The following is a 23450-nucleotide window of genomic DNA, read 5'->3' on the forward strand; positions in this document are numbered from 1 at the left end:
GGTCATCTCCTCGCGGTGCTGGTGGTGAAGAGGTCGCGCCCGGTCATCTCCGGCGGTGGCTCGACGCCGAACAGGCGCAGGATCGTGGGCGCCAGGTCGGCCAGCGTCGGATCGGTCCGGGCGATGGGGCGCGTGGTCAAGAGGATGCCCGGCACCTCGTCGGCGGCCTGGCAGTGGTCGCCGCTCCACTTCTGCTCGTTGTCCACTAACACCTGCGGGGGCACCTCGCCCAGCGCCGACTCGTTGCTGCCGCGCCAGCCGCGGTGGTAGCCGAGAACGATGTCCGGACCACCCTGGGCATGCTCGCCGTGATAGATCTCGTCGGCGCGGTAGGCGTACTTGATGGCCTGGGCGCCCACCTGCGGATCGACCGTGGCCTCGAGCGCGGTCACCAGCTCGGCGAGCAGCGCGGCCTGCTCGGCTCCCGGCTCGACGATGCCCTGGTCCTCGCGGCCGCGCAGGTTCAGGTAGAGCCCGTTGATCCCGATGGCGTAGGCGCGCGTGCGCGACCAGTCGATGCCCTCGAGGTAGGCGACCTCGCCGGGGGCGACGCCGTCCCGGAGCGCCAGGAAGCCGTGCTCCAGCAGCCAGGTGTTGACGTGGAAGCTGCGCCGGTACGGCGCGAAGCCGTGGTCGCTCATGACCATGACCAGGGTCTCGTCGTCCACGGTGTCGAGCACGCCGTCGAGCACCGCGTCGAGCGCCTGGTAGATCTCGGGGATGCGGCCGTGGTGCTCCTCGGCGCAGGCCGCGTGGAGCGGCGAGCGCGGATCGATGCCGCGCCACCACATGTGGCAGTCCTGGTCGGGGTAGTTGAAGTAGAAGAAGAGGAAGCCGTCGGGCCGCGCGGCGAAGCGGGTCAGCTCGTGGGCGAGCTGCTGCTTGCGCTCGGCGAAGACCAGGTCCGACTGCGAGAGATAGTCGCTGTCGGTGAACACGCCCTCCTCCAGCGCCTTGGTGTCGCTGGGCAGGCCCTGGGTGTAGAACGGTCCCAGCGCCTCGGCCAGCTCGCGCGCGTAGTCGTCCGGGGTGGAGATGGGCATCTCGGGGGCGGCGGGGTCGATCTGCACCGGCGTGACGTAGAGGCGCAGGTAGGGCTCGGTCTCCATGAGGTAGACCCGCGCCACGCCGCGCACCGACTTGAGCAGCGGCACCAGGCCGAACTCCAGGGTCAGCCACTCGCTCCACTCGCCCTCGCGCAGGAGCATGCGGCGGCCGGCCACCTCCACCAGCGCCGCCCGGCTCTCGCGGTCGACCGCCACGGTGAGCGGCACGGTGGCCGCCGGGGCGCCCTCGCGGTAGATGTTGGCCGGGCCGGCGATCACGGTCTCGCAGCGGCCGTCGGCGAGGTAGACCGCGCGCAGGACGCCGCCGGAGAGGTCGCGCTCGGCCAGGGGATCGTCGGTGACGTAGGTGTACTGGCCGTACGTGCCCTGGATGTCGGGGGTGCCCATGCCGCTGAGGGTGCGCGCATCCGTGGGCACGGGCGGGAAGTTGGCGGGCACCTTGAAGACCGTGGCGTCCACGGCGGCGGTGTCGAGGAGCTGCCAGAACGCCACGCCCTGGCGCAGGTTCTGCACCGCGCCGCCGCCGCGCGGGAACCGCCACGAGCCCAGGTCCCAGAACGCCGACGGGCCCTTGGCGTCGCTGGTGGAGAGGTACGGGGCCATGGTGTGCGGATCGCGGTGGATGAAGTCGAAGATGCCGTGGCCGCCGGGGTCCATGCCGGTGATGAAGGTGGACCAGGCCACCGGCGACTGCGGCGGGATCGAGGTGCCCAGCGGCACGAGCTGGCCGCCGGCGTCGAGCACGCGGTCGAAGGCGGGCAAGAGGCCCTGGGCGCGGTACTCGGCCACCAGGCGCGGGTCCATGCCGTCGAAGCCGATGACCAGCACCTTGGCCGCCAGGGTGGGGCCGGCCAATAGGGCCAGCAGCGTCATGGTGAGGATCAAGCGTTTCATGTCGTCTCGTCCAGCAGGCTGCGGCCGTGCATGTGCGCGGGCACGGGCACGCCGCAGAGGTCCAGGATGGTGGGCGCCAGGTCGGCGAGCCAGGGGCCGTCGCCGCGCAGGGACCGGTTGCTGAGGAGCACCCCGGGCACCTGGCGCGGGTCCATGCAGTGGTCCGCGGACCAGGGCTTGTCGTTGTCGCGGAACACCGCGCCGGTGACCCCGCCGGTGGCCATGTCCCAGTCGGCGCGCCAGCCGGGGTTGTAGCCCACGATCACGTCGGGCGCCTCGTCGCGGTACGGACCGCGATAGGCCTCGGCGCTGGCCCACAGTTCCTCGATGGCGATCCCGCCGGTCGGGTCGGGCAGCCCGCGTAGCCGGTCCATGAGCTCGGCGCGCAACGCCGGCGCCTCGGCCGGGGGCACCACGCCGTGACGCTCGCGGCCCGCCAGGTTCAGGTAGAATCCGGCCAGCCCGTTGGCGTAGGCGCGGGTGCGCGACCAGTCGATGCGCTCGGTGGTGACCACCTCGCCCGCCGCCAGCGGCGGGGGCGTCCCCTGGTCGGGGTCGCCTTCCAGATAAAGATAGCCTTCTTTCCGGAACCAGGCATTCAGATTCACCGCGCGGCGGAACGGCTTGAAGCCGTGGTCGCTCATCACGAGCAGAACCTCGTCCTCGCCCAGGCGCGCGAGGGTGCGGCCCACGAGCTGGTCGGCGCGGCGGTAGAGGTCGCGGATCACCTCGCGGTAGCGGTCCACGTCGACCCCGCGATTGGCGGGATGGTCGTCCTCGCGGAAGCGCAGGAAGGTGTGCTGGAGGCGGTCGGTGGCGTCGAAGACGCAGACCACCACGCCCTCGCGCTGGCGCTCCAGCGCGTGCGCGAACTGCCACTCGCGCTCGGCGTGGATCGCCCAGACCTGCTCGAGGAACGCGTCCTCGTCGAGGACCTTCTCGTTGAGCGCCCAGGTGTCCTCGGCCAGGCCCAGGGTAGCGAAGGGACCGTGCAGGCGCGCCAGCATCATGGCGTAGTGCGGCGGCTGGCTGATGGGCATGGACGGCGACTGCGGATCGATGTTCACGGGCGTGACGTAGAGGCCGAAGGGCTCCCAGCTGGTCACGCGCAAGCGGGCGATGCCCCGCGCCCGGGCGCCTCCGTGGCGGAATTCGAGGCGCAGCCAGGGCGAGTACGCGCCGTCACCGAGGGTGACGGTCTCCCGGCCCACGGTGAGGCGGGCCCGGCGGGCGCCGGCGTCCACTTCGCAGCGGACCGGCAGTTCCATGGGACCCGCGCCGTCGGGGCGGTCGGGGCCGGGCAGGGCGCCCACCCAGACGCCGTCACCGTCGGTGCGGAGCGGCCGGCGCTCGCCGCCGGTCAGTCCCCCGGTCTCGAGACCCGGCGCGGCCAGGAACGTGAAGGTGCCCTGGGTGCCGCGCAGGTCGGGCAGGCACATGGCGGCCAGCAGACGGCCGCGGAACTTCTCGGGCGGAAAGGTCAGCGGCACCCGCAGCACCGTGGTCTCCACGCCGTGATCGCCCAGGATCGACCAGAAGCTGCGGCTGTGGCGGCGCAGCTGCATGTGGTCGGGCCGGCGGCCCAGGCGCAGCGGGCCCAGCCGCCGCTCGCGGCCCGGCACCAGGCGCGTGCTCGACAGCTCGGGCAGGTAGGTGCGCAGGTCGCGGCGCAGGAAGTCGAAGATGCCGTGGCCGCCGGGGTCGACCCCGGTGGCGAAGGTGGACCAGGCCACGGGCGAGACCGCGGGCAGGGTGGTGCCCAGGTCGTGGAAGCAGCCCGTCTCGGCCAGGCGCGCGAAATTGGGCATGTCGCCGGCGGCCACGAATTCGCGAGTCAGCTCGGGATCGAGGCCGTCGAGCCCCAGGACCACCACCCGGCGTGCCCGCGCCCGGGCCCGCACCCGCCGGTGGCGGACCAGGCGGATCAGCAGGCGGAACGGCCAGGTGAGGATGCCGAGGATGGCGAGCAGGATCCCCGCCAGCGCGAACAGCAGCGAGCCGCCCAGGGCGAAGCCGGCGCCGGGGCCGATGTAGGCCATGGCGGGCGAGGCAGACGCGAGGATCGCGACGGCGAGGACGAGGCCGAGAGAGCGGGGCTTGCAGGCGGGTGCGATGAGCATGTCCGGTCGATTCGGGTGAAAACGGATTCCATTAATGGTCGGAGCGAGCCCCCCCATGCGCAACCCCAAAGTTGTACCATCGAGATTGTGTCCATCGCTACTAGGGTCGATTTGACCGTACAATCACTGCCGTCAAGATGCCGGAACGTCATAAACGGCGGCCTCCCAGGTCACGAAAACAGGCGGACACACTCTCCATGGCACAGGGTTCAGCCGCCGCTGCCGAGGTGGGTGCCAGTCACCAGATGGTTCACCACGTAATCCCGCACCGCCTCGCCGATGGGCGTGATCGGCACCGTGCAGCCCGCGGCGCGCAGCTTCCCCATCGCGGCCTGGGTGAAGTACTGGTACTTGCCCTTCAGGTGGGCGGGCATGTCGATGTACTCGATGTTCGGCTCGCGGTCGAGCGCGGCGAAAATGGATCCGATGAGGGTGTTCCAGTCGTTGGCCGCGCCGGTGCCGACGTTGAAGATGCCGCCGACCTCGGGGTGGTCGTAGAGCCAGAGCGTCATGGCCCCGGCGTCCTTCACGTAGACGAAGTCGCGCCGCTGGCCACCGTCGGGATACTCGGGGCGGTCGCTCTTGAAGAGGCGGACCACGCCGTGGTCGCGGACCTGCTCGTAGCCCTTGCAGACCATGGACCGCATGTCGCCCTTGTGCCACTCGTTGGGGCCGTAGACGTTGAAGTACTTGAGGCAGCATATCTCTTCCAGTAAACCCTCAGATCTTGCCCATAAATCAAAGTCTTGTTTCGATTTGCCGTACAAGTTCAACGGCTCCAGGTCGTCCAGCTCGGCGTGGTCGTCGCGGTAGCCGGCCGAGCCGTCGCCGTAGGTGGCGGCGCTGCTGGCGTGGATGAAGCGGGCCCCGAGCCGGCGGGCGGCCAGGCAGAGGTCCTTGGTGTACTGGACGTTGTTGCGCTCGAGGTAGTCCCAGTCGGTCTCGGTGGTCGAGCTGCAGGCGCCCATGTGCAGGATGCCGCGAAGCTGGCCGTCGAACTTGCCGGCGAGCAGGTCGCGGCGGAAGCTCTCGTGGTCCTGGTACCCGCGGTCGTAGCGCAGCGGGGCCAGGTTGGGCTCGCCGGCGTCCGAGGGGTAGACGTCGACGGTGAGGATGTCGGTCTCGCCCCGCTGGTTCAGCAACCAGACCAGGACCGAGCCGATGAAGCCGGCCGCGCCGGTCACCACGATCATCGGGGCACCTCCTCCAGGACGATCTGTCCCGAAAAGACCTTGCCGTCGCGCACCGCGGTGAAGTGCAGGCGATCCCCGACCATGGCCTCGTAGAACAGGCGGGTCACGGTGTCGCGGCTGTCGAGCAGCTGGCCGTTGATGGTCTGAATGACGTCGAAGCGGCGCAGGCCCGCCACCCAGGCCGGCGAGTCCTCCATGATGTCGCGCACCAGGAAGCCCACCGGTTCGGTGAGGCCCAGGGCCTTGACGATCTCGCTGTTGAGCGGGCGCAGCACCACGCCCAGGTTGGGCGGGCGGTAGCGGCCGAACTCGCGGATCTCCTCCAGCACCCAGCGCACACGGTTGCTGGGCACCGCGAACCCGATGCCGATGGAGCCGCCACTCTCGCTGAAGATGAAGGTGTTGATGCCAATCACCGACCCGTCGGCGTTGACCAGCGCGCCGCCGCTGTTGCCGGGGTTGATGGCCGCGTCGGTCTGGATCATGCCGAGGTAGTAGCGGTCGCGGTCGCTCTGGCGCACGATGTCCCGGCCCACCGCCGAGACCACGCCGACGGTGACCGTGGGCCGGGTGTCGGCCAGCAGCTGGCCGAAGGGCGAACCGATGGCGATGGCCCACTCGCCGATGTGCAGCTTGTCGCTGTCGGCCAGCTCGGCCACGGGGAAGCCCTGGCCCTGGATGCGCAGGAACGCCAGGTCGAAGCGGTCGACCACGTCGACCAGCTCAGCGGCGTAGTTGGCGCCGTCCGAGAGGGTGACCAGCACCTGGATCGGGGTGTTGCCGATGACGTGGGCGCTGGTGACCACGTAGCCGTCGCGCGAGATGATCACGCCCGAGCCGTAGTTCTGGTTCTCCTGGTACTGCAGGCGCTGGGAGCGGCGCTCGGGGTAGAAGAAGTCGAAGAACGACAGCCGCGGGTCGCGCACCACCACGCGCTGGGTCACCGTCACCGTGACCACCGCGGGCGCCGCCAGCTCGGTGGCGGCCACGATGGCGTTCTTGCGGCTGGCGGTGATGGTGGGCAGGGGCTCGGCCGGTGGGGGCGCCTGCAGCCCCGCCACCACCGCGCTGTCGACCGCGACCTCGGCCAGCAGCTGCTCGATGGCGGCCTGTCGCTCGGCCTCCCAGTCCCCGCGCCAGGTGCGTTCGCGCACCAGCAGCAGGAGGGCACCGAGGAGGGCGCCGGCGAGCAGGCCGATGGCCACGGCGCTCCAGGTGGGCAGTCGACGATCGTGCATGCTACTTCCCCTGCAGCTTGTCCCAGTCGGCGAGGAACCCGGCCAGGCCCTTGTCGGTCAGCGGATGTTGGACCAGCTGCGCGATCACCTTGGGCGGGATGGTGGCGATGTCCGCCCCCATCAGCGCGCTCTCGACCACGTGGTTCGGGTGCCGCACGCTGGCCACGATGACCTCGGTGTCGAGGTCGTAGTTGGTGTAGATGGTCACCACCTGCTCGATGAGCTCCATGCCGTCCTGGCTCACGTCGTCGAGGCGGCCCACGAACGGGGAGCAGTAGGCCGCGCCCGCCTTGGCGATCAGCAGCGCCTGGCTCGGCGAGAACACCAGCGTGGCGTTGACCGCGATGCCCTGGCCACTCAACGCGGCGATGGCCTTCAATCCTTCGTAGGTGGTGGGGATCTTGACCACCATGTGCTCGGAGAGCTTGGCCAGCCGCTCGCCCTCGGCGATCATGCCCGCGGCGTCGGTGGCCACCACCTCGCCCGAGACCGGGCCCTGGACCAGATCGCAGATCTCCTTCAGGAGCGCGTCGGTGTCGCGCCGACCGGCCTTGGCCATGAGCGACGGGTTGGTGGTCACGCCGTCGCACATCCCCATGGCCTTGACCTCGCGGATGGCCTCGATGTCGGCGGTGTCGATGAAGAACTTCATGACGGGTCTCCTTCGGCGGCCGGGTCGGGCCGCGGGGTGAAATCGGCCGGCAGGTGGCCGGGGTCGAGCAGGTCCGCGGGGTAGGTGACCTCTTCCAGGAAGAGGCCGTGGGCCGGGGCCATCATGCCCGCCTCGCGCCGGTCGCGGGCGGCGAGGATGCGGTCCACGTCTTCGGCCGCCACGGCGCCGCGGCCGACCTCCAGGAGCAGGCCCACCAGGTTGCGCACCATGTGGTGCAGGAAGCGGTCGGCCCGGATGTGGAATATACCGCCCTGGTCGTGCCATTCAAGCTCGCAGAGGTCCACGCGGCAGGTGTTGTCGTCCTTCAGGGAGCCCGCCTTGCAGAAGCTGCTGAAGTCGTGGGTGCCCAGGAGGGGCCCGCAGGCCGCGTCCATGGCGCCGCGATCGAGGCGCCAGGGCACCACGAAGGCGTGGGGCGCGAAGATGTCGCGGAGAAGGGCCAGCCGGTAGGCGTAGCGGCGCGCGGTGGCCGAGAGGCGGGCGTTGAAGGCCGGCGAGACCTGGCTTACCCGGGTGATCTGGATGTCGTCGGGTGTGAGCTTGGCCAGCGCGCCGCACACCCGGGCCACCTCGCGCTGGTCGCGCAGCTCGGCGTGGGCCACCTGGCCGTGGGCGTGGACCCCGGTGTCGGTGCGGCCGGCGCCGGTGGGCAGGCAGGGCCGCGCGAGCAGGCGCTCGAGCATGGCCGCCAGCTCGCCCTGCACCGTGCGCAGCGCGGGCTGGACCTGCCAGCCGTGGAAGCCGCTGCCCACGTAGGCCAGGTCGATGCGCACGCGCGGCGGTGGGACGAGTCCGGTCACGGTCGACTCCTTCGCGGCTCAGGCCACCCAGATCACCAGCGCCGTCCAGGCGGCGAGCAGCAGGCCTTGCGGCCAGGGCAGCGGCGCCTGGCGCGTCGGCGTCGCGGGAAAGCGGCCGGCCAGCGCCAGCGGCAGGCTCTCGGCCTGGCGCGCCAGGCCCTCCATCAACGGCGGCACCACCATGAGGCGCTCGCGCAGGTGCAGACCGCGGCGGCGGGGTCGGCCGTCGGCTCGCCGCAGGCGCAGGCAGGCCGCGAGGCGCGCCGCCTCGGCCCGGGTCCGCGGCGCCGTGCTCAGGGCCACCGCCAGGGTCACCCCCAGGTGGCGGGTCTCGACGCCCAGCGGGCGCAGCGGGCGCAGCCACCAGGCGAGGGCGGCGGTGAGGTCGGCCAGGGGCAAAAGCCGGATCAAGAGACCCGTGGCCGTGAGCATCAGGGCCAGCCGGCCCAGCGCCAGGGCGCCGCGGCCCAGGCCGGTCCAGGAGGGGTGGCCCAGCGGGGCCGTGTCGGTGGCGCTGAGCGTGTGCGCGGCGAGCACCACCAGCGCCAGCCAGAGCCAGGAGCGCAGGGTCGGAACGAGGCGCGCGCGCCGCCAGCCCGCGCGCACGAGCAACCAGCCCACGAGGACGGCCAGCGGGACCAGTGCGGGCGCCGGCAACAGCAGCGCCGACGCGGCCGCCAGCAGGCCCAGGCCCAGCCGGGCGGCGGGATGCACGCCCTGCAGGGGCAACGGGGACACCGGGCGCCAGGCATGGACCGCGGCGGGGATCATGGCGCCCCGGCGCCGGCCAGCCGCGCGGCGATCTGCACGGCGTTCCAGGCCGCGCCCTTGAGCAGGTTGTCGGCCACCACCCAGAAGAGGACCGCGTCGGCTCGACCCGGTTCGTGACGGACGCGGCCCACGTGCGCCAGCGTGTCGCCGCTGGCCTCGGCGGGCGTGAGGTACTCGCCGGCCCCCCGGGCGCAGGCGATCCCGTCGAAATCCGCGAGCGCGGCCAGGATCTCGTCGCGGCCGGCATCCCGCGCCAGCACCGCGCGGACCGCGGCCGCGTGGCCGTTCCAGACCGGTACCCGCGTGGCGGTGCAGGTCACCGCCAGCGCCGGGCGCGCCAGGATCTTGCGCAGCTCGTCGTGGACCTTGCGCTCCTCGGCGAAGAAGCCGTCGTCGGCCAGTAGACCGATCTCGGGAATGGCGTTGGCGGCGATGCGCCGGGGAAACTTGGCGCCGCCGCGCGCCGCCCCGGGCCGTTCCCCGGCGGCGAGGTCGGTGGCCTGGGATTCCAGTTCGCGCAGGCCCTGGGCGCCGGCGCCGCTGACCGCCTGCAGCGTGGTGGCGTGGACCTCGCACAGGCCCACGGCGCGGTCGAGCGCGGCGCAGGGCAGCGCGATCTGGATGGTCGAGCAGTTGGGATTGGCGATGATGCCGCCGCCCTGGGCGCCGGGCACGAGCGCCGGGACCAGGTCGCCGTTGACCTCGGGCACCACCAGGGACACGGCCGGGTCCTGTCGCCAGGCCGAGCTGTTGTCCACCACCCAGGCGCCGCTCTCGGCGGCCACGGGCGCCCAGCGCCGGCTCGTCTCGCCGCCAGCCGAGAACAACGCGATGCGCACACCGGCGAACGAGGTCGGACCGACCTCGCGGCACACGAGCTCCGCGCCGCGGAAGGGCAGGCGGGTGCCGGCCGAGCGGGGGCTCGTCAAGAGGAGCGGCGGCGCGTCGAGCCAGGGCTCCTGCTCGAGCCGGGCGAGCATGGTGCGGCCGACCAGGCCGCTGGCGCCGAGGATGGCGGTCTGCATGGGGCGTCCTTTCGGGCGACGAACGGGTGTGCGGTATGGTAGCAGCGCCGGGCACCGGGGTCAAAACGCCACTGGAGGCGGTCACGCCGGCAGCTAGACGGGGCTCTGGCCCGGTGCTAAGCTGCGCGCGGACCCGAGACGAGGAGAACCCATGCCCCGCTCCGCCATTGCCCTGCTCGCCGTCGTGATCGCCATGGGGCTGCTCGGCGCCTGCGCGCCCGAGGACCGCCTGGACCAGCGCGAGGCCCTCGCCCGCTGGGAGGATCGCCGCCTGGCCGCGACCGACTCGCTGGCCACCATGACCGCGGGCCCGGATGCCGCCATCCGCCGCGCCGCCCTGCGCACCGCGGGGCTCATCGGCCGCACCGACGTGGTCCCCGCCATGATCGACGCGCTGAGCGACCGCAGCCAGGCCATCCGCTGCCAGGCCGCGTTCAGCATGGGCCTGCTCGGCGGCGACGTGGCCGTGGCGCCGCTGACCCAGGCGCTCGCCGACCCGCACCTCGCGGTCCGCGTGGCCGCCTGCCAGGGCCTGGCGCACCAGGAGCACGACGGCGCCATGCTCTACGAGCCGGCGCTGCGCGGCGAGGACCGCGAGGCCATGGCGGCCTGGACCGCGCTGCGCAACGTGGCCGCCCGCGCCGACCACGACAGCCTGGTGGCCGCCATCCGCACCGGCCTCTCCCATCCCGAGAACGCAGTGCGCTGGCGGGTCCTGCGCTGCGCCGAACGGGTGACCGACCCCACGCTCGTCGATCAGATCGCCCCCTTCGCCGCCGACCGCGACGTCCAGGTCCGCGTCCACGCCCTGCGCGCCCTCGCTCGACAAGCGGGGACCGCGGCCCTCGAGGCCGTCCTGCGCAGCGGCGACCGGCGCGGCCGCCTGTCCGACCTCGACCGGCGCCGGGTGCAGGTGGCCGAGCTGCGCGCGCTGGGCCGTCTGGCCTCCCCCGTGCTCGCCGCCGACCGCGAGGGCGAGCACACGTCGCTGTCGGGCCGCACCGCCGCCCTGATGATGCGCGGCGCCGAGAGCACCGATCCGCCGGTGGCCGAGACCGCGCTGGTGGCCATGGCCGCCGCCACCGCGGACCTCGACCTTCCCGCGGAAGCGGCCAGCCAGGAGAGCCTCCTGCCGGTCTGGCGGATCCGCATGGTCCGCGTGGCCCGCCAGCGTCTGGCCGACCCCGCGCCGGCGGTCCGCGCCGCCGCGTCCGGAGCGCTGGGGTCGCTGCGCCGCGAGGGCGCCCGCCAGGAACTCGAGGTCATGCTCGACGATGACGACCCGAGCGTGGCGGCAGCGGCCCTGCAGGCGCTGGTGGCGCTACCAACCGACACCGCGTCGCTGATCGAATATCGCGACCTGGCCCGCGCCCGCGGCCCGCGCGTGTTCGAGGCGCTCCAGAGCGCGCTGTCGGCAGCCTGGACCGATTCCACCCTCGCCGCCCGGCCGGCCTTCGCCTGCGAGGCCTACCGCACGGCGACGCTCGGCCTGGACGACAGCGACTTCACGGTGCGCACCTCGGCCGCCACCCTGCTCGGCCGCTTCCCCGGCGGGCTGGCCTGCAACGCCCTGCTCGAGGCCTACGTCCGGGCCGGCGCCGACCTCGCCGAGGGCGCCGCCGACGTGCGCCTGGCCATCCTCCCGGCGCTGCAGGAGATCTGGGCCGACGACGAAGCGGGACACGCTCCCTTCGCGCCGACCTGCCTCGATTCGGCGACGGTGGAAACCTGCGCGGACGCGGCCGCGACCGCCGACCCCCTGGCCTGCCGCGAGCTCTGCCCCGCCCACCGCGAGGCCACGGCCGCGCTGCTACGCGGCGCCTTCGACCACCCCGACCTGCGCATCCGCCTCGCCGCGCGCCGCTGCGCCGACGAGACCGGCCTGCTCCCCGAGACGCTCATCCCCTCGGCCGCCAGCCTGCGCGAGACCCTGCCGCCCGCGGTCCGCGACCCGCGCCAGCCGGCGGTCCGCCTGCCCTTCGCCGGCCCCGAGATCCGCTGCGTCACCGACCGCGGCACCTTCACCATCCGCCTCGACGCCGAGGCCGCGCCCAACACCTGCGCCAACGTCCTCGACCTGATCGCCGACGGGTTCTACGACGACAACGTCTTCCACCGCGTCGTCCCCGACTTCGTGATCCAGGGCGGCTGCCCGCGCGGGGACGGCTGGGGCGGGCCGGGCTGGACCATCCGCAGCGAGTGGTCGCGCCGTCAGTTCGGCCGCGGCACGGTGGGCATCGCCCACTCGGGCAAGGACACCGGCGGCAGCCAGTGGTTCGTCTGCCACTCGCCGCAGCCGCACCTCGACGGGCGCTACACCGTGTTCGGCGAGGTGGTCTCGGGGATGGACGTGGTCGACCGGATCGAGCGGGGGGACCGTTACCGGCTGGAGGTGGTGGGCGAGTGATAGCCCTCGGGTACGATGAGGCCCCGCCTGTCGACTGACGGACGGGGCCTCCCTGTATCGTTGATGTCGGGACCTACCCCCGCAACGCCCTCCCCAACGACCCCCACGTGGGCGCCGCCCCGTAGAGCAGGATCCCCGCGCGGAACAGCCTGCCCGCGGCCTTGTTGGCCCACCAGATCGTGGCCACCAGGAGCGCGTAGCTCGCCAGCACCTGCCACAGCGGCGGGTTGCTCACGCTGATGCGCATGAACATGAGGATCGGCGAGAAGAACGGGATCAGCGACAGCACGGTGGCCGGCGTCCCGTCGGGCGCCTTGATCACGAACATCATGAGCATGATGGGCAGCACCACGCCCATGGTCAGCACGCCGCTGAACTGCTGCGCGTCCTGGATCGAATTGCACATGGCGCCGATCCCGGCGTAGAGGCTGGCGTAAAGGAAGTAGCCGAGCAGGAAGAACCACAGGAAGTTGAACCAGAACCAGGGGCCGAAGAGCGAGAGGTTGATCTGCGCGCCGGCGATGGCCACGCCCTGGGTCGAGGTGAGGATGCCCGCCAGGGCCCACACCGCCACCTGGGTCAGCGCCGCCAGACCGATGCCCATGACCTTGCCGAGCATCAGTTCCTCGGGGCGCAGGCTCGACAGCAGCACCTCCACCATGCGGCTGCTCTTCTCCTCGATGACCACGGTCAGGTTCTGCTGCCCGTAGACCAGGGTCATGAAGTAGATGATCATCACCATCATGATGCCGCCGATGATGCCCACCTCGCCGCTCTGCTCGGACTCGGCCTCCTTGCTCAGCTGCAGCGAGTTCCAGTCGGCGCGCGCGAGCAGGTAGCCCTGCTTGGCGGGGTCGACCCCTTCGCGGCGGAACCGCTCCTCGCGGAGCACCCGGTTGAGCGCCGGACGCAGGGCGTCGTCGCGCAGCACCACCGCGCCGACGGCGGTGTTGTAGAAGGTGAGCGCCGGGTTGTCGTAGAAGTCGGCGGCGATCACCACGCCCGCATCCACCTCGGCGGCGAGGATCCGGGCCTTCAGGTCCTCGCGGCAGGCCTCCACATCGCCGGTGCACGTCACGGGCACCAGCGTCACGTGGTCGTCGCCGCGCTCGGCGAGGACCTTGCTCAGCTCGGGCAGCACCGACCCCTCGAGGTCGATCACCGCCACCGAGCGCGCCTGGTCGCCGGCGGCGTCGGCCAGCAGCGAGGGGCCGAGGATCATGGCGCCCATGAGGATCGGGCCCAGGAGGGTGCCGATGAGGAACGCCTTGGAGCGCACCCGCTCGAGGTATTCCTTGCGGATCACGGTCAGGACCTTGTTCATGACGCGCTCCTCTCCACGGCCAGGTCGTCGCGCTGGCGGCGCACGGCGGTCAGGAAGATCTCGTTGAGGGTGGGGCGGTTGGCCGCGAAGAGCGACAGCGGACCCACCTCGCCGAGCGCGGCCAGTAGCGATTGCGGATCGCGGTCGGGCTCGAGCTCGAGCCGCCAGGTGCCCTCGTCGAGACGGCGGTCGCGGACGCCAGGCAGCTCGTGCGGCGGTTCCTGGCCGTCGCGGTAGGCCACGCGGACCATGTGGAACGGGAACGCCGCGCGGACCTCGGCCAGCGAGCCGTCGAGGATCTTGACCCCGCCCTCGATGAGGCAGACCGCGTCGCAGATGCGCTCGGCCTCGGCCAGCATGTGGGTGGAGAAGAGGATGGTGGTACCCCGGTGTTTCTGCTCGAGGATCAAGTCGCGCATCAGCTCGATGTTCAGGGGGTCGAGGCCGCTGAACACCTCGTCGAGGATCACCAGGTCGGGCTCGAAGATGAAGGTGGCGGCGAACTGCAGCTTCTGCTGCATGCCCTTGGAGAGGTTGTCCACCTTGCGGGCGGCGTAGTCGCCCAGCTCGAGCCGGTCGAGCCATTCGGCCGCGCGCGCGAGCGCCACCTTGCGCGGCACGCCCTTGAGCTGCGCCAGGTACGCGAGCTGCTCCTGGCAGGTCATCTTGCGGTACAGGCCGCGTTCCTCGGGCAGGTACCCGATGCGGTCGCGCAGGCTGCGCTCGAGGGGATGGCCGGCCAGGGTCATGGTGCCGCTGTCGGGCAGGATGATGTCCATGAGGCAGCGGATCGTGGTGGTCTTGCCCGCGCCGTTGGGGCCCAGGAAGCCGTAGATGCTGCCCCGCGGGATGCTGAGGCTCACCTGGTCGACCGCCTGTTTGGCGCCGTAGCGCTTGCAGAGGCCGGCCACCTCCAGCAGCGGCGAGCCCACCGGAGGCAATTCGAAGTTGACGGGGGACATGGTCCCTTCCTTCCTTCCGACGGAGTCGGGGGTCCGTGAACAGGAAGCGGCAGGATCGCGCCGAAGCATACGCGACAGTCCGGTCTCCGGCCAGCCCTACCCGTCGGGGAGGTGGACTGTTCGGCGACGGAACCGGTTACGTGGCGGCGGCGGGGAAGTTGCGCGAAAGCGGACGCCCGGACCGCGTGTCGCGATCCGGGCGTCGATTCAACCTGCGATCCATCCTCTGGCAGGGCGTCACCACGAGTCCTCAGGCGTCGTGGGGATGATCCATCGGCTCAACAGTGTGGGCCGCTACCCAAGACAATCGCAGGTTAATCCGGGACGGGAATGCTCCCTCGAAATTCCCGATGTGCCGGAATCATGACAGGCAAATATCACATTTTCATCACGCCAAGATTCTATTTGTATTAAGACGGCCATTTTTAACTTAAAATACGACATTTTACGCACAAAGATGTCCCATTTTAGCCATAATACAGGGCTTGGCACTAGGGCTATGAAGATGATAAAATTGCACTTAGCCGAAAGTATCACGGGGCCCCACCCCGACCCCAAGAAGGTGAGCGCATGACCGAAGGCAACCAGACCAGCAAGAAGCTCCTGTTGATCGAGGACGACCAGGAGCTCATCGACCTGCTCTCCATGCACCTGCAGAGCGAGGGTTTCCAGGTGACCGCCGCCGCCGACGGCGAGGCGGGCCTGCACGCCTTCCACGAGGGGTCCTACTCGCTGGTCATCCTGGACTGGATGCTGCCGTCCATGTCCGGCCTCGACGTGCTGCGCGAGATCCGCAGCCAGGACAGCCGCACGCCGGTGCTCATGCTCACCGCTCGCAACGAGGAAGCCGACAAGGTGCTCGGCCTCGAGCTGGGTTGCGACGACTACATGACCAAGCCGTTCTCGGTCCGCGAGCTGGTGGCGCGCATCAAGGTGCTGCGCCGCCGTATCGAGCGCGCCGAGGAACTCGCCCGCATCGCCGCCGGCGACCAGATCCTCGACCTCGGCCCGCTGAAGATCGACCACGGCAAGCGCAAGGTCGAGGTCCGCGGCGAGCCCATCCAGCTGACGGTCAAGGAGTACGATCTCCTGCACACCCTCGCCGCCCGCCCCGGCCGCACGTTCAGCCGGCGCCAGCTGCTGGACCTGGTCTGGGACCAGGACTCGGACATCTACGAGCACACCGTCAACAGCCACATCAACCGCCTGCGCAACAAGGTCGAGGAGAATCCCAACCGCCCGCGCCTGATCCTCACGGTCTGGGGCATCGGTTACCGCTTCACTGAGGAATACCTGTAGGTCGCCATGGCTTGGCCGCGCTTCACCACCATGCTGCACGTCCGGGTCCCGGCCCTGTTCCTCGTGCTGCTCCTCGTCGTCGGAGGGTTCTACTACCTCTGGATGGAGCACACGGTGTTCGCGCCCCCCGCCCAGGACGCGGCCGAGGAGTACTGGTACGCCGAGCTGGCGGACGCCGAGGTGGACAGCCTGGCCGACGTGGCCGAGACCATGACCGTGGCCGACTTCGAGGCGCTGGCGGTGACCTACGGCCGGGGCATCGATTCCTTCGACGCCGAGGTGGTGTTCTTCGCCGCCGACGGCCACGTCCTGGCCACCAGCGATCCCGACAGCCTGGGCTCGGCCGTGGGTACGGTCGATCCCCAGCTGCTGGCCGACATGAGCGACCCCGCCTGGGCCTTCGACGAGATCTACCCCGACCCCTCTAACATCGACGCCTACGTCAACCGCATCTTCCACGTGGCGCCGGTGGAGGGCCCCGACGGCACGGCCACCGCCTTCCTCGCGGCCAGCTGGCGCCCGCTGATCTTCTCCGAGGCGGACGTGGCGCTGTCGCCGCGCACGCTCTGGCTGCAGGCGGTGCTGGTGGGTCTGGTGGGCAGCTTCCTGGTGGGCTGGGTGGTCATGGCCTGGTTGACTCGCCGGATCCATGGACTTTCCGCCGCGGTGGCGGCGTTCTCGACCGGAGATCTCTCGCGCCGGGTCGCCGACAACAGCGCCGACGACCTCGGCCGCCTCGGCCGCGACGTCAACGCCATGGCCGCCAAGCTCGAGACCATGATCGACGAGTTGCAGAACAAGGAACTGTTCCAGCGCCAGCTCATCGCCAACATCTCCCACGACCTGCGCACGCCCATGGCCAGCCTGCGCGGCTACATCGAGACGCTGAGCATGCGCGGGGCGGACATGCAGGCCGGGGAGTACCAGCGCTACCTCAAGATCATCACCGACAACCTCGCCCACCTCGACCGCCTGGTGGATCACCTGCTCCAGCTCTCGCGACTGGACGCCGGCCAGGCGCGCTTCAACCTCGAGGACTTCCCGCTGCCCGAGCTGGCCGAGGGCGTGCTGGCGCGCTGCGCTGCCCCGGCCGCGGAGAAGCGCATCGCCGTGGAGTGCGATTGCCCCGACGACCTGCCCATGGTCCACGCCGATCCGCTGCAGGTGGCGCAGGTCATGCAGAACCTCCTGGAGAACGCCATCAAGTTCAGCCACGAGGACAGCGAGGTCTGGATCATCGTGCGCGACAAGGGCGACGGCACCGTGGAGGTCGCCGTGCGCGACGAAGGCCCGGGCATCGCTCTCGAGGACCAGCCGCACATCTTCGAGCGGTTCTTCACCTGCGACCCCGCCCGCACCCGCAAGGGCCAGAGCAGCGGCCTGGGCCTGGCCATCAGCGCCAAGATCGTCGAGGGGCACGGCAGCCGGCTCACCGTGGAGAGCCAGCCCGGCCACGGCGCCTGCTTCCGCTTCCGGCTCGCCGCCGCCGAGACCCTGCTCGCCGGCGAGGCCGAGGGGTAGTCCCCCCGCCACGGAGACCGGTTTTCCCGCCAAAGACGGTGGACAAATCGCCGGCCTTGTGTTTCACGTTAGGGTACGAGCAACGTGCGACCGCCCTGTTCGCCGGCGGCCGTGGCACCGGTTTCCGCACCGGAGGTCGTCCCATGAAGAATCTCTACTACTGCCCGCATTGCCAGGCCAACCTGAACCCCAGCGTGAAGGTCGTGCTGGTGGCCCGCTACCGGAAGCGGCAGGGTCTGATCCTGCTCAGCCCGCTGCCCGGCAACTTCAAGTTCACGCTCGACCGCAACGTGGCCGACCTGCTCGCAACCGGCGCCAAGGTCAACTTCGCCTGCCCGGTCTGCAGCGCCGACCTCACCTCCCCCACGCACAAGGACTTCATCGAGCTGCATCTGGCGGCGCCCGGGCAGAACGCCCGGCGGGTGCGGTTCAGCCGGAAGTACGGGACGCACGCCACGTTCATCGAGGCCGGCGACGAGGTGAAGGCCTACGGCGGCGACAGCGAGGAATTCGAGCCGGTGAATTTCTTCGGGGCCTAGCGCCGGAACTCCCGCACCACGGCCACCGCGCCCAGCGCCGCCACGCCCCCCAGCACCGCGGCGCTGCCCGGCGCGCCCAGCAGCAGCTTGCCCAGCCCGAAGAGGATGCCGTAGACCATGGCCACCCCGCCCAGCCAGGTCACGATGGTGCCGCGCCCGATCCCGTCGCAGACCACCTCGGGACACGCGCTGGCCACCGGCCCCCACGCCCCGCCCGGCCGCACCTTCCGGTAGAACGCGGCCAGCCGTTCGGCCGGCACCGGCGCGGTGAAGAAGGTCACCACGAGCCAGATCACGATGGTCACCGGCACCAGGATCAGGGCCTTGTGGTGGGTGGCCAGGACCAGATTGCCCACGTACAAAGGCGTGGCGAAGAGCGCGTAGTCGGCGCCGCTCTGGATCGCGGCGGCCACCTCGAAACCAACCGCCATGAGCACCGAGGCCGCCAGCGCCGAGATCTCGCTCCAGGCGTTGATGCGCCACCAGAACCAGCGCAGGATCAGTACCGGTCCGATGCCCGCGCCCATGGCCCAGACGAAGAGCCAGGCCTTGCCGATGCTCGTGAGGAAGAACGCGACCACTGCGGCGAGCACCATCATCAGCGCCACGCAGATCTTGGCCACCGTCACGGTCTCGCGGGCGCTGGCCCGCGGGCGCAGGAAGCGCAAGTAGAGGTCGTTGACCAGGTAGCTGGCGCCCCAGTTCAGGTGGGTGTCGATGGTGGACATGAACGCCGCGAAGAAGCTCACCAGCATCACGCCCAGCAGGCCGGGCCCCAGCACCTCCTTCATCAGGAGCGGGTAGGCCGCCTCCTGGCCCTGGCCCGCGGGCAGGGTCGGGAAGAAGACCAGCGAGGCGAGCGCGGCCAGGATCCAGGGCCAGTAGCGGACCGCGTTGACCGCGATCACGTACCAGAGCGTGGCGCCGCGGGCGTGGCGCTCGTCGCGGGCGGCGGCCATGCGCTGGATGAGGTAGCCGCCGCCGTCGGCGTTGTGCGAGGCCCACCACATCACGGTGACGAAGACCAGGAACTTGAAGAGGTTGCTGCCCAGCTCGAGGCCGCCGCCGGGAATGAAGGCGGTGGTGTCGGCGGTGACCAGCGGCGAGGCGGCCAGGCGCGCCTGGAGCTCGGCGATGCCGCCGATGCGGTCGACCGCGATGACGGCCAGCGCGATGGACCCCGCCATGGCCAGGGCGAACTGCACCACGTCGGTGACCACCACGCCCCAGAATCCCGCGAGCAGCGCGTAGGCCAGGGCGAAGCCGGCGCCGGCGAGGACCGCCACGGTGGGGTCGATGCCGAGCACGGTCTCGGCCACCGTGGCCATGCCCTTGAGCACCCAGCCGAGCACGATGAAGTTGTAGACCACCGCGAAGTAGCACGCCTTGAACCCGCGCAGCGCGGCGGCGGGACGGCCGGCGTAGCGCAGCTCGATCAGCTCGTTGTCGGTGATCACCTCGGCGCGGCGCCAGAAGCGGCTGAAGAGGAACACCGCCAGGGTCTGGGCCAGGACGTAATGCCAGCCGAACCAGTTGTACCAGATGCCGTGCTCGCGGACGAAGCCGGTCACGGCCAGGGGCGTGTCGGCGGCGAAGGTGGTGGCCACCATGCTCGTGCCCAGGATCCACCAGGGCAGCGTGCGGCCGGCGAGGAAGTAGCTCTCGCTGTCGCGGCTGGCGCGGCGGCTGAAGGCCACGCCGAGGGCCACGGTGCCCACGGCGTAGAGCGCGATGATGGTCCAGTCCAGGGGGTGCAGCGTGGTCATGCCGGCCATGGAAACACGGGCAGGGGACTTGGGCAAGACCGGGTTGGCCCGGCCCGGGAATGGTCGCCCATCCGCACCGGCAGTCACTTGGCGCCGGGACGAAGCAGCGTCCGGCCCACAACGAGAACGCTAATCGTAACCGGCCTTTCTGTAAGCCGTTGCCGTTCTTGGCTCGTAGTTGACGGATGTCAAGATCCATGGGATTGCGGGTTGCATCCCTTGTTGACCAGGTCGTTATATGGTTAACGACAACCCTCTTTCGCCCCCGACCGGGAGACGGAATCATGATGCGTTACCTTCTCTGCCTCGGCCTGATCCTGCTGGCGGCCGCCCCCGTGCTGGCCGTGGACGCCGACAGTCCCGCCGGCAAATGCATGACCTGCCACAAGGAGAAGTCCCCTGGACTGTACAAGCAGTGGTTCACCAGCAAGCACGGCTCTGCCGGCGTGACGTGCATCGATTGCCACGGCGCCAGGCAGAGCGACAGCGACGCCTACATGCACGAGGGCGCGCTCATCGCCACGCTGGTCACGCCCAAGGATTGCGGCGCCTGCCACGAGAAGGAATCGCAGCAGGTCCAGAACAGCTACCACGCCCACGCCGGCGAGATCCTCGAGTCGGCCGACGCCTACCTCGCCCACGCCGCCGGCGGCCACCCGGTGGCCATCGCCGGCTGCGAGAGCTGCCACGGCGGCAAGGTCCGCATCGACCCCGATTCCCCCAACAAGCTGCATCGGTTGAGCTGGCCCAACAGCGGCATCGGCCGGCTGAACCCCGACGGCAGCAAGGGCGCCTGCTCGGCCTGCCACACTCGCCACGCCTTCGACGTGGCCCAGGCCCGCAAGCCCGAGGCCTGCTCCAAGTGCCACCTCGGTCCCGACCATCCGCAGAAGGAGGTCTACGAGGAGAGCAAGCACGGCAACGCCTACTACACCAACCTGGACGACATGAACATCGACAGCGACCGCTGGGTCGTGGGCGTGGACTACTACGCGGCGCCCACCTGCGCCACCTGCCACATGTCCGCCACCAGCACCCAGCCGGTCACCCACGAGGTGGGCGAGCGCATCAGCTGGACGCTGCGGCCGCCGGTCTCCAAGACCAAGGACAACTGGGAGATCAAGCGCGCCAACATGCAGGACGTCTGCCGCAACTGCCACGGCCAGAACTTCGTGGACGGCCATTACGCGCAGTTCGACGGCCTGGTCAACATGTACAACGAGAAGTTCGCCAAGCCCGCCGGCCGCCTGCACAAGCTGGCCAAGGAGAAGAAGCTGGGCGAGGGTGTTGCCAACTTCAGCAACAAGTACGAGTGGACCTACTGGGAGATCTGGCACCACGAGGGTCGCCGCGCCCGCCACGGCGCCGCCATGATGGGACCGGACTACACCTGGTGGCATGGGATCTACGAGGTGGCGCAGCACTTCTACTTCAAGTTCATCCCCGAGCTGCGCGAGTTCCACGACCCCGAACTCGACCAGGCCATCGACGAAATCATGGCCGACGAGTTCCACGTCTGGCTGAGCCGACCCACCGCCGACATCAAGGCGGACATCAAGTCGGGCAAGCTGGCCGAGAAGTACGCCGCCATGTTCCAGGGCCCCTTGGGCCAGTAGCCCCGACGTAAGGAGCGACCATGCTTCGGCGCTTCCGATCCTTCATCAGGGGCCTGTCCACCACCCGGACCGGCACCCTCGGGGTGGCCCTGACGACGAGCTCGTTCCTGCTCCTGATCTTCCTGCTCCTCTTGCAGGCCGCCGGGGTCATGGGCAACAGCTACGCCGGGCTGGTCACCTTCCTGGTGCTGCCGGGGCTCTTCATCCTGGGCCTGATCCTGATCCCCGTGGGCTGGTGGCAGCTGCGCCGGCGCACGGGGCTCTCCACCGACCAGCTCCTGCGGGAAGCCTTTCCGCAGGAGCTGGTCAAGGCCAACCCGCTGGGGTCGAGCCTGTCCCTGACCATCGCGGGGCTGACGGTGATCAACCTGCTGGTCATCGGCTTCGGCGGCGCGGCCATCCTGCACCACATGGACAGTCCCGAGTTCTGCGGCACCACCTGCCACACGGTGATGAATCCCGAATGGGTCACCTACCAGAGCAGCCCTCACGCCCACGTGGCCTGCGTCGAGTGCCACGTCGGCGAGGGCACCGAGGCGCTGGTCGACGCCAAGCTCAACGGGCTGCGCCAGATGTGGCTGGTCACGGTGGGCGGGTTCAACCGGCCGATCCCCACGCCGGTGCACACCCTGCGCCCCGCGCGCGAGACCTGCGAGAAATGCCACTGGCCCGACCAATTCTACGGCGACCGGATCAAGACCTTCACGCGCTTCGCGACCGACGTGGAGAGCACGCCGCGCTACAGCACCCTGGCCCTGAAGGTGGGTGCCGGCGGTCAGACTGGTAAGATCCACTGGCACGTCTCCGCCGACAACGAGGTGCGGTACCAGTCGCTGAGCGAGGATCGTCTGGAGATGGCCTGGGTCGAGGTCAAGCGGGACGGAGAGTATCACCGCTACGAAAACCGGCGCGCCATCGTCCCCGCCGGCGAGCCGCGGCCCGAGGTCCGCACCCTCGACTGCATCGACTGCCACAACCGGGCCACCCACGTCTACCAGACTCCCGACGATGTGGTGGACCATTTGCTGGCCGAGGGCAGGATCGACCGTTCGGTGCCGTGGGCCAAGGCCGCCGGCCTGGCGGCGCTCACCGCCACCATCGGCGAGGGCGAGAATCGCGAGGCGGCCATGGCCCGGTCGCTGCGCGGCTTCTACCGGCGCCGGGATCCCGCGGCGGCCAACCGCCATCTCGACGCGCTGGACGTCATGGCCGCCGCGCTGGCCGAGGCCCACGCTCGGAACGTGCATCCGGCCATGAACGTGGACTGGGGCAACTACCCCAGCCATCTCGGGCACCGTCAGGGCAAGGCCGGCTGTTTCCGCTGCCACAACAGCGACATGGTCGACAGCGAGGGGCGCTCCATCTCCGCCGACTGCACGCTCTGCCACTCGCTCCTCGCGTTCGAGAGCCCCTCGGCGTTCCGGTACCTCGAACCCGTGGCCGCCGCCCAGCCCGATTCGGCCATGCACGTCTACCTGCAGGCCGAATTCACCGGCGGCGCGCGCTGACGTTTTCGGGAGCTTCACCCACCGCCGCCGGCGATCGCCGGCGGCGGTTTCTTCTGGCCGCCGGTGGGCTAGGCGGATCCGACGTTCGGCCTTAGTCTTGTCCAGGTACCCCGACCAGCGAGCGGAGGCCCGTCATGACCCAGCGCACCGCCCTCGTTCCCGTGGCCGACGGCACCGAGGAGATCGAGGCCGTCACCATCATCGACACCCTGCGCCGCGCCGGCACCGACGTGACCGTGGCCGCAGCCGGCGACCAGCTCGCGATCACCTGCTCGCGCGGGGTGCGGCTCGTGGCCGACCAGCGGCTCCAGGACCTGGCGAACCGCGACTGGGATCTGGTGGCGGTGCCCGGCGGGATGCCCGGCGCCGAACATCTGAGCCGGAGCGCCGCTCTCGTCGCGATCCTCACGCGGCAGCACGATCGCCGGGGACTCATCGGCGCCATCTGCGCCGCGCCGGCGGTGGTCCTGTTGCCCCTGGGAGTGCTGACCGATGCGCGGGCCACGTGCCATCCCGCGTTCCTCGAGCGCATCCCGGCCGCCCAGCGCGATCTGGAGCGCGTGGTGGTCTCCGGCCATATCGTCACCAGTGCCGGTCCGGGTACCGCGCTGGCGTTCGCCCTCGAGCTCGTGGCCCAGCTCCACGGTCGCACCACCAGGGACGAGGTGGCCGGACCCATGCTGGTCCAGGATTGAGCCCACGAATCGCTTTCGCCTCGCTGATGGTT

18 protein-coding genes are annotated in these 23450 nt (G+C 70.4%); 7 read left to right on the forward strand and 11 right to left on the reverse strand.

Features of this window, described 5'->3' with window-relative positions:
* Window positions 1-2: 2 nt before the first annotated feature.
* The 8 genes from IFSED24_RS07215 to IFSED24_RS07250 form a co-directional block, all read right to left on the reverse strand.
* On the reverse strand, window positions 3-1961 hold the full coding sequence (locus IFSED24_RS07215; RefSeq protein WP_491334540.1) for an alkaline phosphatase family protein: 1959 nt from the start codon (window positions 1959-1961) through the stop codon (window positions 3-5).
* Complete coding sequence (locus tag IFSED24_RS07220) at window positions 1958-4081, reverse strand: alkaline phosphatase family protein (protein ID WP_491334541.1); 2124 nt, start codon at window positions 4079-4081, stop codon at window positions 1958-1960. The genes IFSED24_RS07215 and IFSED24_RS07220 overlap by 4 nt, the downstream gene beginning before the upstream one ends.
* Before the next feature lie 209 nt (window positions 4082-4290).
* Window positions 4291-5274 carry an ADP-glyceromanno-heptose 6-epimerase gene (gene rfaD / locus IFSED24_RS07225; RefSeq protein ID WP_491334542.1) on the reverse strand — a complete coding sequence of 328 codons (984 nt, stop codon included), beginning with the start codon at window positions 5272-5274 and terminating at the stop codon, window positions 4291-4293.
* Window positions 5271-6512, reverse strand: a complete 1242-nt coding sequence (locus IFSED24_RS07230) for a S1C family serine protease (RefSeq protein ID WP_491334543.1) — start codon at window positions 6510-6512, stop codon at window positions 5271-5273. Before IFSED24_RS07230 ends, rfaD begins: the two co-directional genes overlap by 4 nt.
* Before the next feature lies 1 nt (window position 6513).
* Window positions 6514-7164, reverse strand: a complete 651-nt coding sequence (fsa, locus tag IFSED24_RS07235; protein ID WP_491334544.1) for a fructose-6-phosphate aldolase — start codon at window positions 7162-7164, stop codon at window positions 6514-6516.
* Entirely contained in the window at window positions 7161-7985 is an 825-nt protein-coding gene (gene truA, locus IFSED24_RS07240; protein WP_491334545.1) for a tRNA pseudouridine(38-40) synthase TruA, read from the reverse strand. Before truA ends, fsa begins: the two co-directional genes overlap by 4 nt.
* 18 nt (window positions 7986-8003) lie before the next feature.
* Window positions 8004-8756, reverse strand: coding sequence for a hypothetical protein (locus IFSED24_RS07245; protein ID WP_491334546.1), 753 nt, complete (start codon window positions 8754-8756; stop codon window positions 8004-8006).
* Window positions 8753-9781, reverse strand: coding sequence for an aspartate-semialdehyde dehydrogenase (locus IFSED24_RS07250; protein ID WP_491334547.1), 1029 nt, complete (start codon window positions 9779-9781; stop codon window positions 8753-8755). Before IFSED24_RS07250 ends, IFSED24_RS07245 begins: the two co-directional genes overlap by 4 nt.
* Window positions 9782-9932: 151 nt before the next feature.
* On the opposite strand from IFSED24_RS07250, the gene IFSED24_RS07255 reads away from it, so the two are divergent.
* Entirely contained in the window at window positions 9933-12188 is a 2256-nt protein-coding gene (locus IFSED24_RS07255) for a peptidylprolyl isomerase (protein WP_491334548.1), read from the forward strand.
* A 73-nt stretch (window positions 12189-12261) separates the two neighbouring features.
* On the opposite strand, the gene IFSED24_RS07260 is transcribed toward IFSED24_RS07255, so the two are convergent.
* Window positions 12262-13512, reverse strand: coding sequence for an ABC transporter permease (locus tag IFSED24_RS07260; protein ID WP_491334549.1), 1251 nt, complete (start codon window positions 13510-13512; stop codon window positions 12262-12264).
* Window positions 13509-14474: an ABC transporter ATP-binding protein gene (locus IFSED24_RS07265; protein ID WP_491334550.1), complete on the reverse strand. Its 966-nt coding sequence runs from the start codon at window positions 14472-14474 to the stop codon at window positions 13509-13511. The genes IFSED24_RS07260 and IFSED24_RS07265 overlap by 4 nt, the downstream gene beginning before the upstream one ends.
* A 570-nt stretch (window positions 14475-15044) precedes the next feature.
* On the opposite strand from IFSED24_RS07265, the gene IFSED24_RS07270 reads away from it, so the two are divergent.
* The 3 genes from IFSED24_RS07270 to IFSED24_RS07280 all read left to right on the forward strand — a co-directional run bounded on the left by IFSED24_RS07270 (window position 15045) and on the right by IFSED24_RS07280 (window position 17833).
* Window positions 15045-15773: a response regulator transcription factor gene (locus IFSED24_RS07270; protein WP_491334551.1), complete on the forward strand. Its 729-nt coding sequence runs from the start codon at window positions 15045-15047 to the stop codon at window positions 15771-15773.
* Window positions 15774-15779: 6 nt separating this feature from the next.
* On the forward strand, window positions 15780-17294 hold the full coding sequence (locus IFSED24_RS07275; protein WP_491334552.1) for a sensor histidine kinase: 1515 nt from the start codon (window positions 15780-15782) through the stop codon (window positions 17292-17294).
* A gap of 143 nt (window positions 17295-17437) precedes the next feature.
* Window positions 17438-17833, forward strand: a complete 396-nt coding sequence (locus tag IFSED24_RS07280) for a hypothetical protein (protein ID WP_491334553.1) — start codon at window positions 17438-17440, stop codon at window positions 17831-17833.
* Here IFSED24_RS07280 and IFSED24_RS07285 read toward each other — a convergent pair.
* A complete protein-coding gene (locus tag IFSED24_RS07285; protein WP_491334554.1) occupies window positions 17830-19599 on the reverse strand; it encodes a sodium:solute symporter family protein in 1770 nt (589 codons plus the stop codon). The genes IFSED24_RS07280 and IFSED24_RS07285 overlap by 4 nt on opposite strands.
* A gap of 284 nt (window positions 19600-19883) precedes the next feature.
* Here IFSED24_RS07285 and IFSED24_RS07290 point away from each other — a divergent pair, with 284 nt between their 5' ends.
* The 3 genes from IFSED24_RS07290 (at window position 19884) to IFSED24_RS07300 (ending at window position 23418) form a co-directional block, all read left to right on the forward strand.
* Window positions 19884-21215 (forward strand): multiheme c-type cytochrome, encoded by a 1332-nt coding sequence (locus IFSED24_RS07290; RefSeq protein WP_491334555.1) that lies wholly within the window; start codon window positions 19884-19886, stop codon window positions 21213-21215.
* A gap of 20 nt (window positions 21216-21235) precedes the next feature.
* The gene (locus IFSED24_RS07295) at window positions 21236-22723 is read left to right on the forward strand and encodes a cytochrome c3 family protein (RefSeq protein ID WP_491334556.1); all 1488 of its coding nucleotides are present in this window, start codon (window positions 21236-21238) and stop codon (window positions 22721-22723) included.
* Window positions 22724-22857: 134 nt separating this feature from the next.
* Entirely contained in the window at window positions 22858-23418 is a 561-nt protein-coding gene (locus IFSED24_RS07300; protein ID WP_491334557.1) for a DJ-1 family glyoxalase III, read from the forward strand.
* Window positions 23419-23450 lie beyond the last annotated feature (32 nt).

The organism is Candidatus Latescibacter sp. IFSED24 (assembly GCF_058273205.1).

Bases quoted from the DNA above. Each gene is read 5' to 3' on its own strand.
- IFSED24_RS07265 (WP_491334550.1), bottom strand. From the start codon at position 14,474: ATGTCCCCCGTCAACTTCGAATTGCCTCCGGTGGGCTCGCCGCTGCTG.
- IFSED24_RS07260 (WP_491334549.1), bottom strand. From the start codon at position 13,512: ATGAACAAGGTCCTGACCGTGATCCGCAAGGAATACCTCGAGCGGGTG.
- IFSED24_RS07215 (WP_491334540.1), bottom strand. From the start codon at position 1,961: ATGAAACGCTTGATCCTCACCATGACGCTGCTGGCCCTATTGGCCGGC.
- fsa (WP_491334544.1), bottom strand. From the start codon at position 7,164: ATGAAGTTCTTCATCGACACCGCCGACATCGAGGCCATCCGCGAGGTC.
- IFSED24_RS07290 (WP_491334555.1), top strand. From the start codon at position 19,884: ATGATGCGTTACCTTCTCTGCCTCGGCCTGATCCTGCTGGCGGCCGCC.
- IFSED24_RS07285 (WP_491334554.1), bottom strand. From the start codon at position 19,599: ATGACCACGCTGCACCCCCTGGACTGGACCATCATCGCGCTCTACGCC.
- IFSED24_RS07295 (WP_491334556.1), top strand. From the start codon at position 21,236: ATGCTTCGGCGCTTCCGATCCTTCATCAGGGGCCTGTCCACCACCCGG.
- IFSED24_RS07255 (WP_491334548.1), top strand. From the start codon at position 9,933: ATGCCCCGCTCCGCCATTGCCCTGCTCGCCGTCGTGATCGCCATGGGG.
- IFSED24_RS07280 (WP_491334553.1), top strand. From the start codon at position 17,438: ATGAAGAATCTCTACTACTGCCCGCATTGCCAGGCCAACCTGAACCCC.
- IFSED24_RS07245 (WP_491334546.1), bottom strand. From the start codon at position 8,756: ATGATCCCCGCCGCGGTCCATGCCTGGCGCCCGGTGTCCCCGTTGCCC.
- IFSED24_RS07220 (WP_491334541.1), bottom strand. From the start codon at position 4,081: ATGCTCATCGCACCCGCCTGCAAGCCCCGCTCTCTCGGCCTCGTCCTC.
- IFSED24_RS07275 (WP_491334552.1), top strand. From the start codon at position 15,780: ATGGCTTGGCCGCGCTTCACCACCATGCTGCACGTCCGGGTCCCGGCC.
- IFSED24_RS07250 (WP_491334547.1), bottom strand. From the start codon at position 9,781: ATGCAGACCGCCATCCTCGGCGCCAGCGGCCTGGTCGGCCGCACCATG.
- IFSED24_RS07300 (WP_491334557.1), top strand. From the start codon at position 22,858: ATGACCCAGCGCACCGCCCTCGTTCCCGTGGCCGACGGCACCGAGGAG.
- IFSED24_RS07230 (WP_491334543.1), bottom strand. From the start codon at position 6,512: ATGCACGATCGTCGACTGCCCACCTGGAGCGCCGTGGCCATCGGCCTG.
- rfaD (WP_491334542.1), bottom strand. From the start codon at position 5,274: ATGATCGTGGTGACCGGCGCGGCCGGCTTCATCGGCTCGGTCCTGGTC.
- IFSED24_RS07270 (WP_491334551.1), top strand. From the start codon at position 15,045: ATGACCGAAGGCAACCAGACCAGCAAGAAGCTCCTGTTGATCGAGGAC.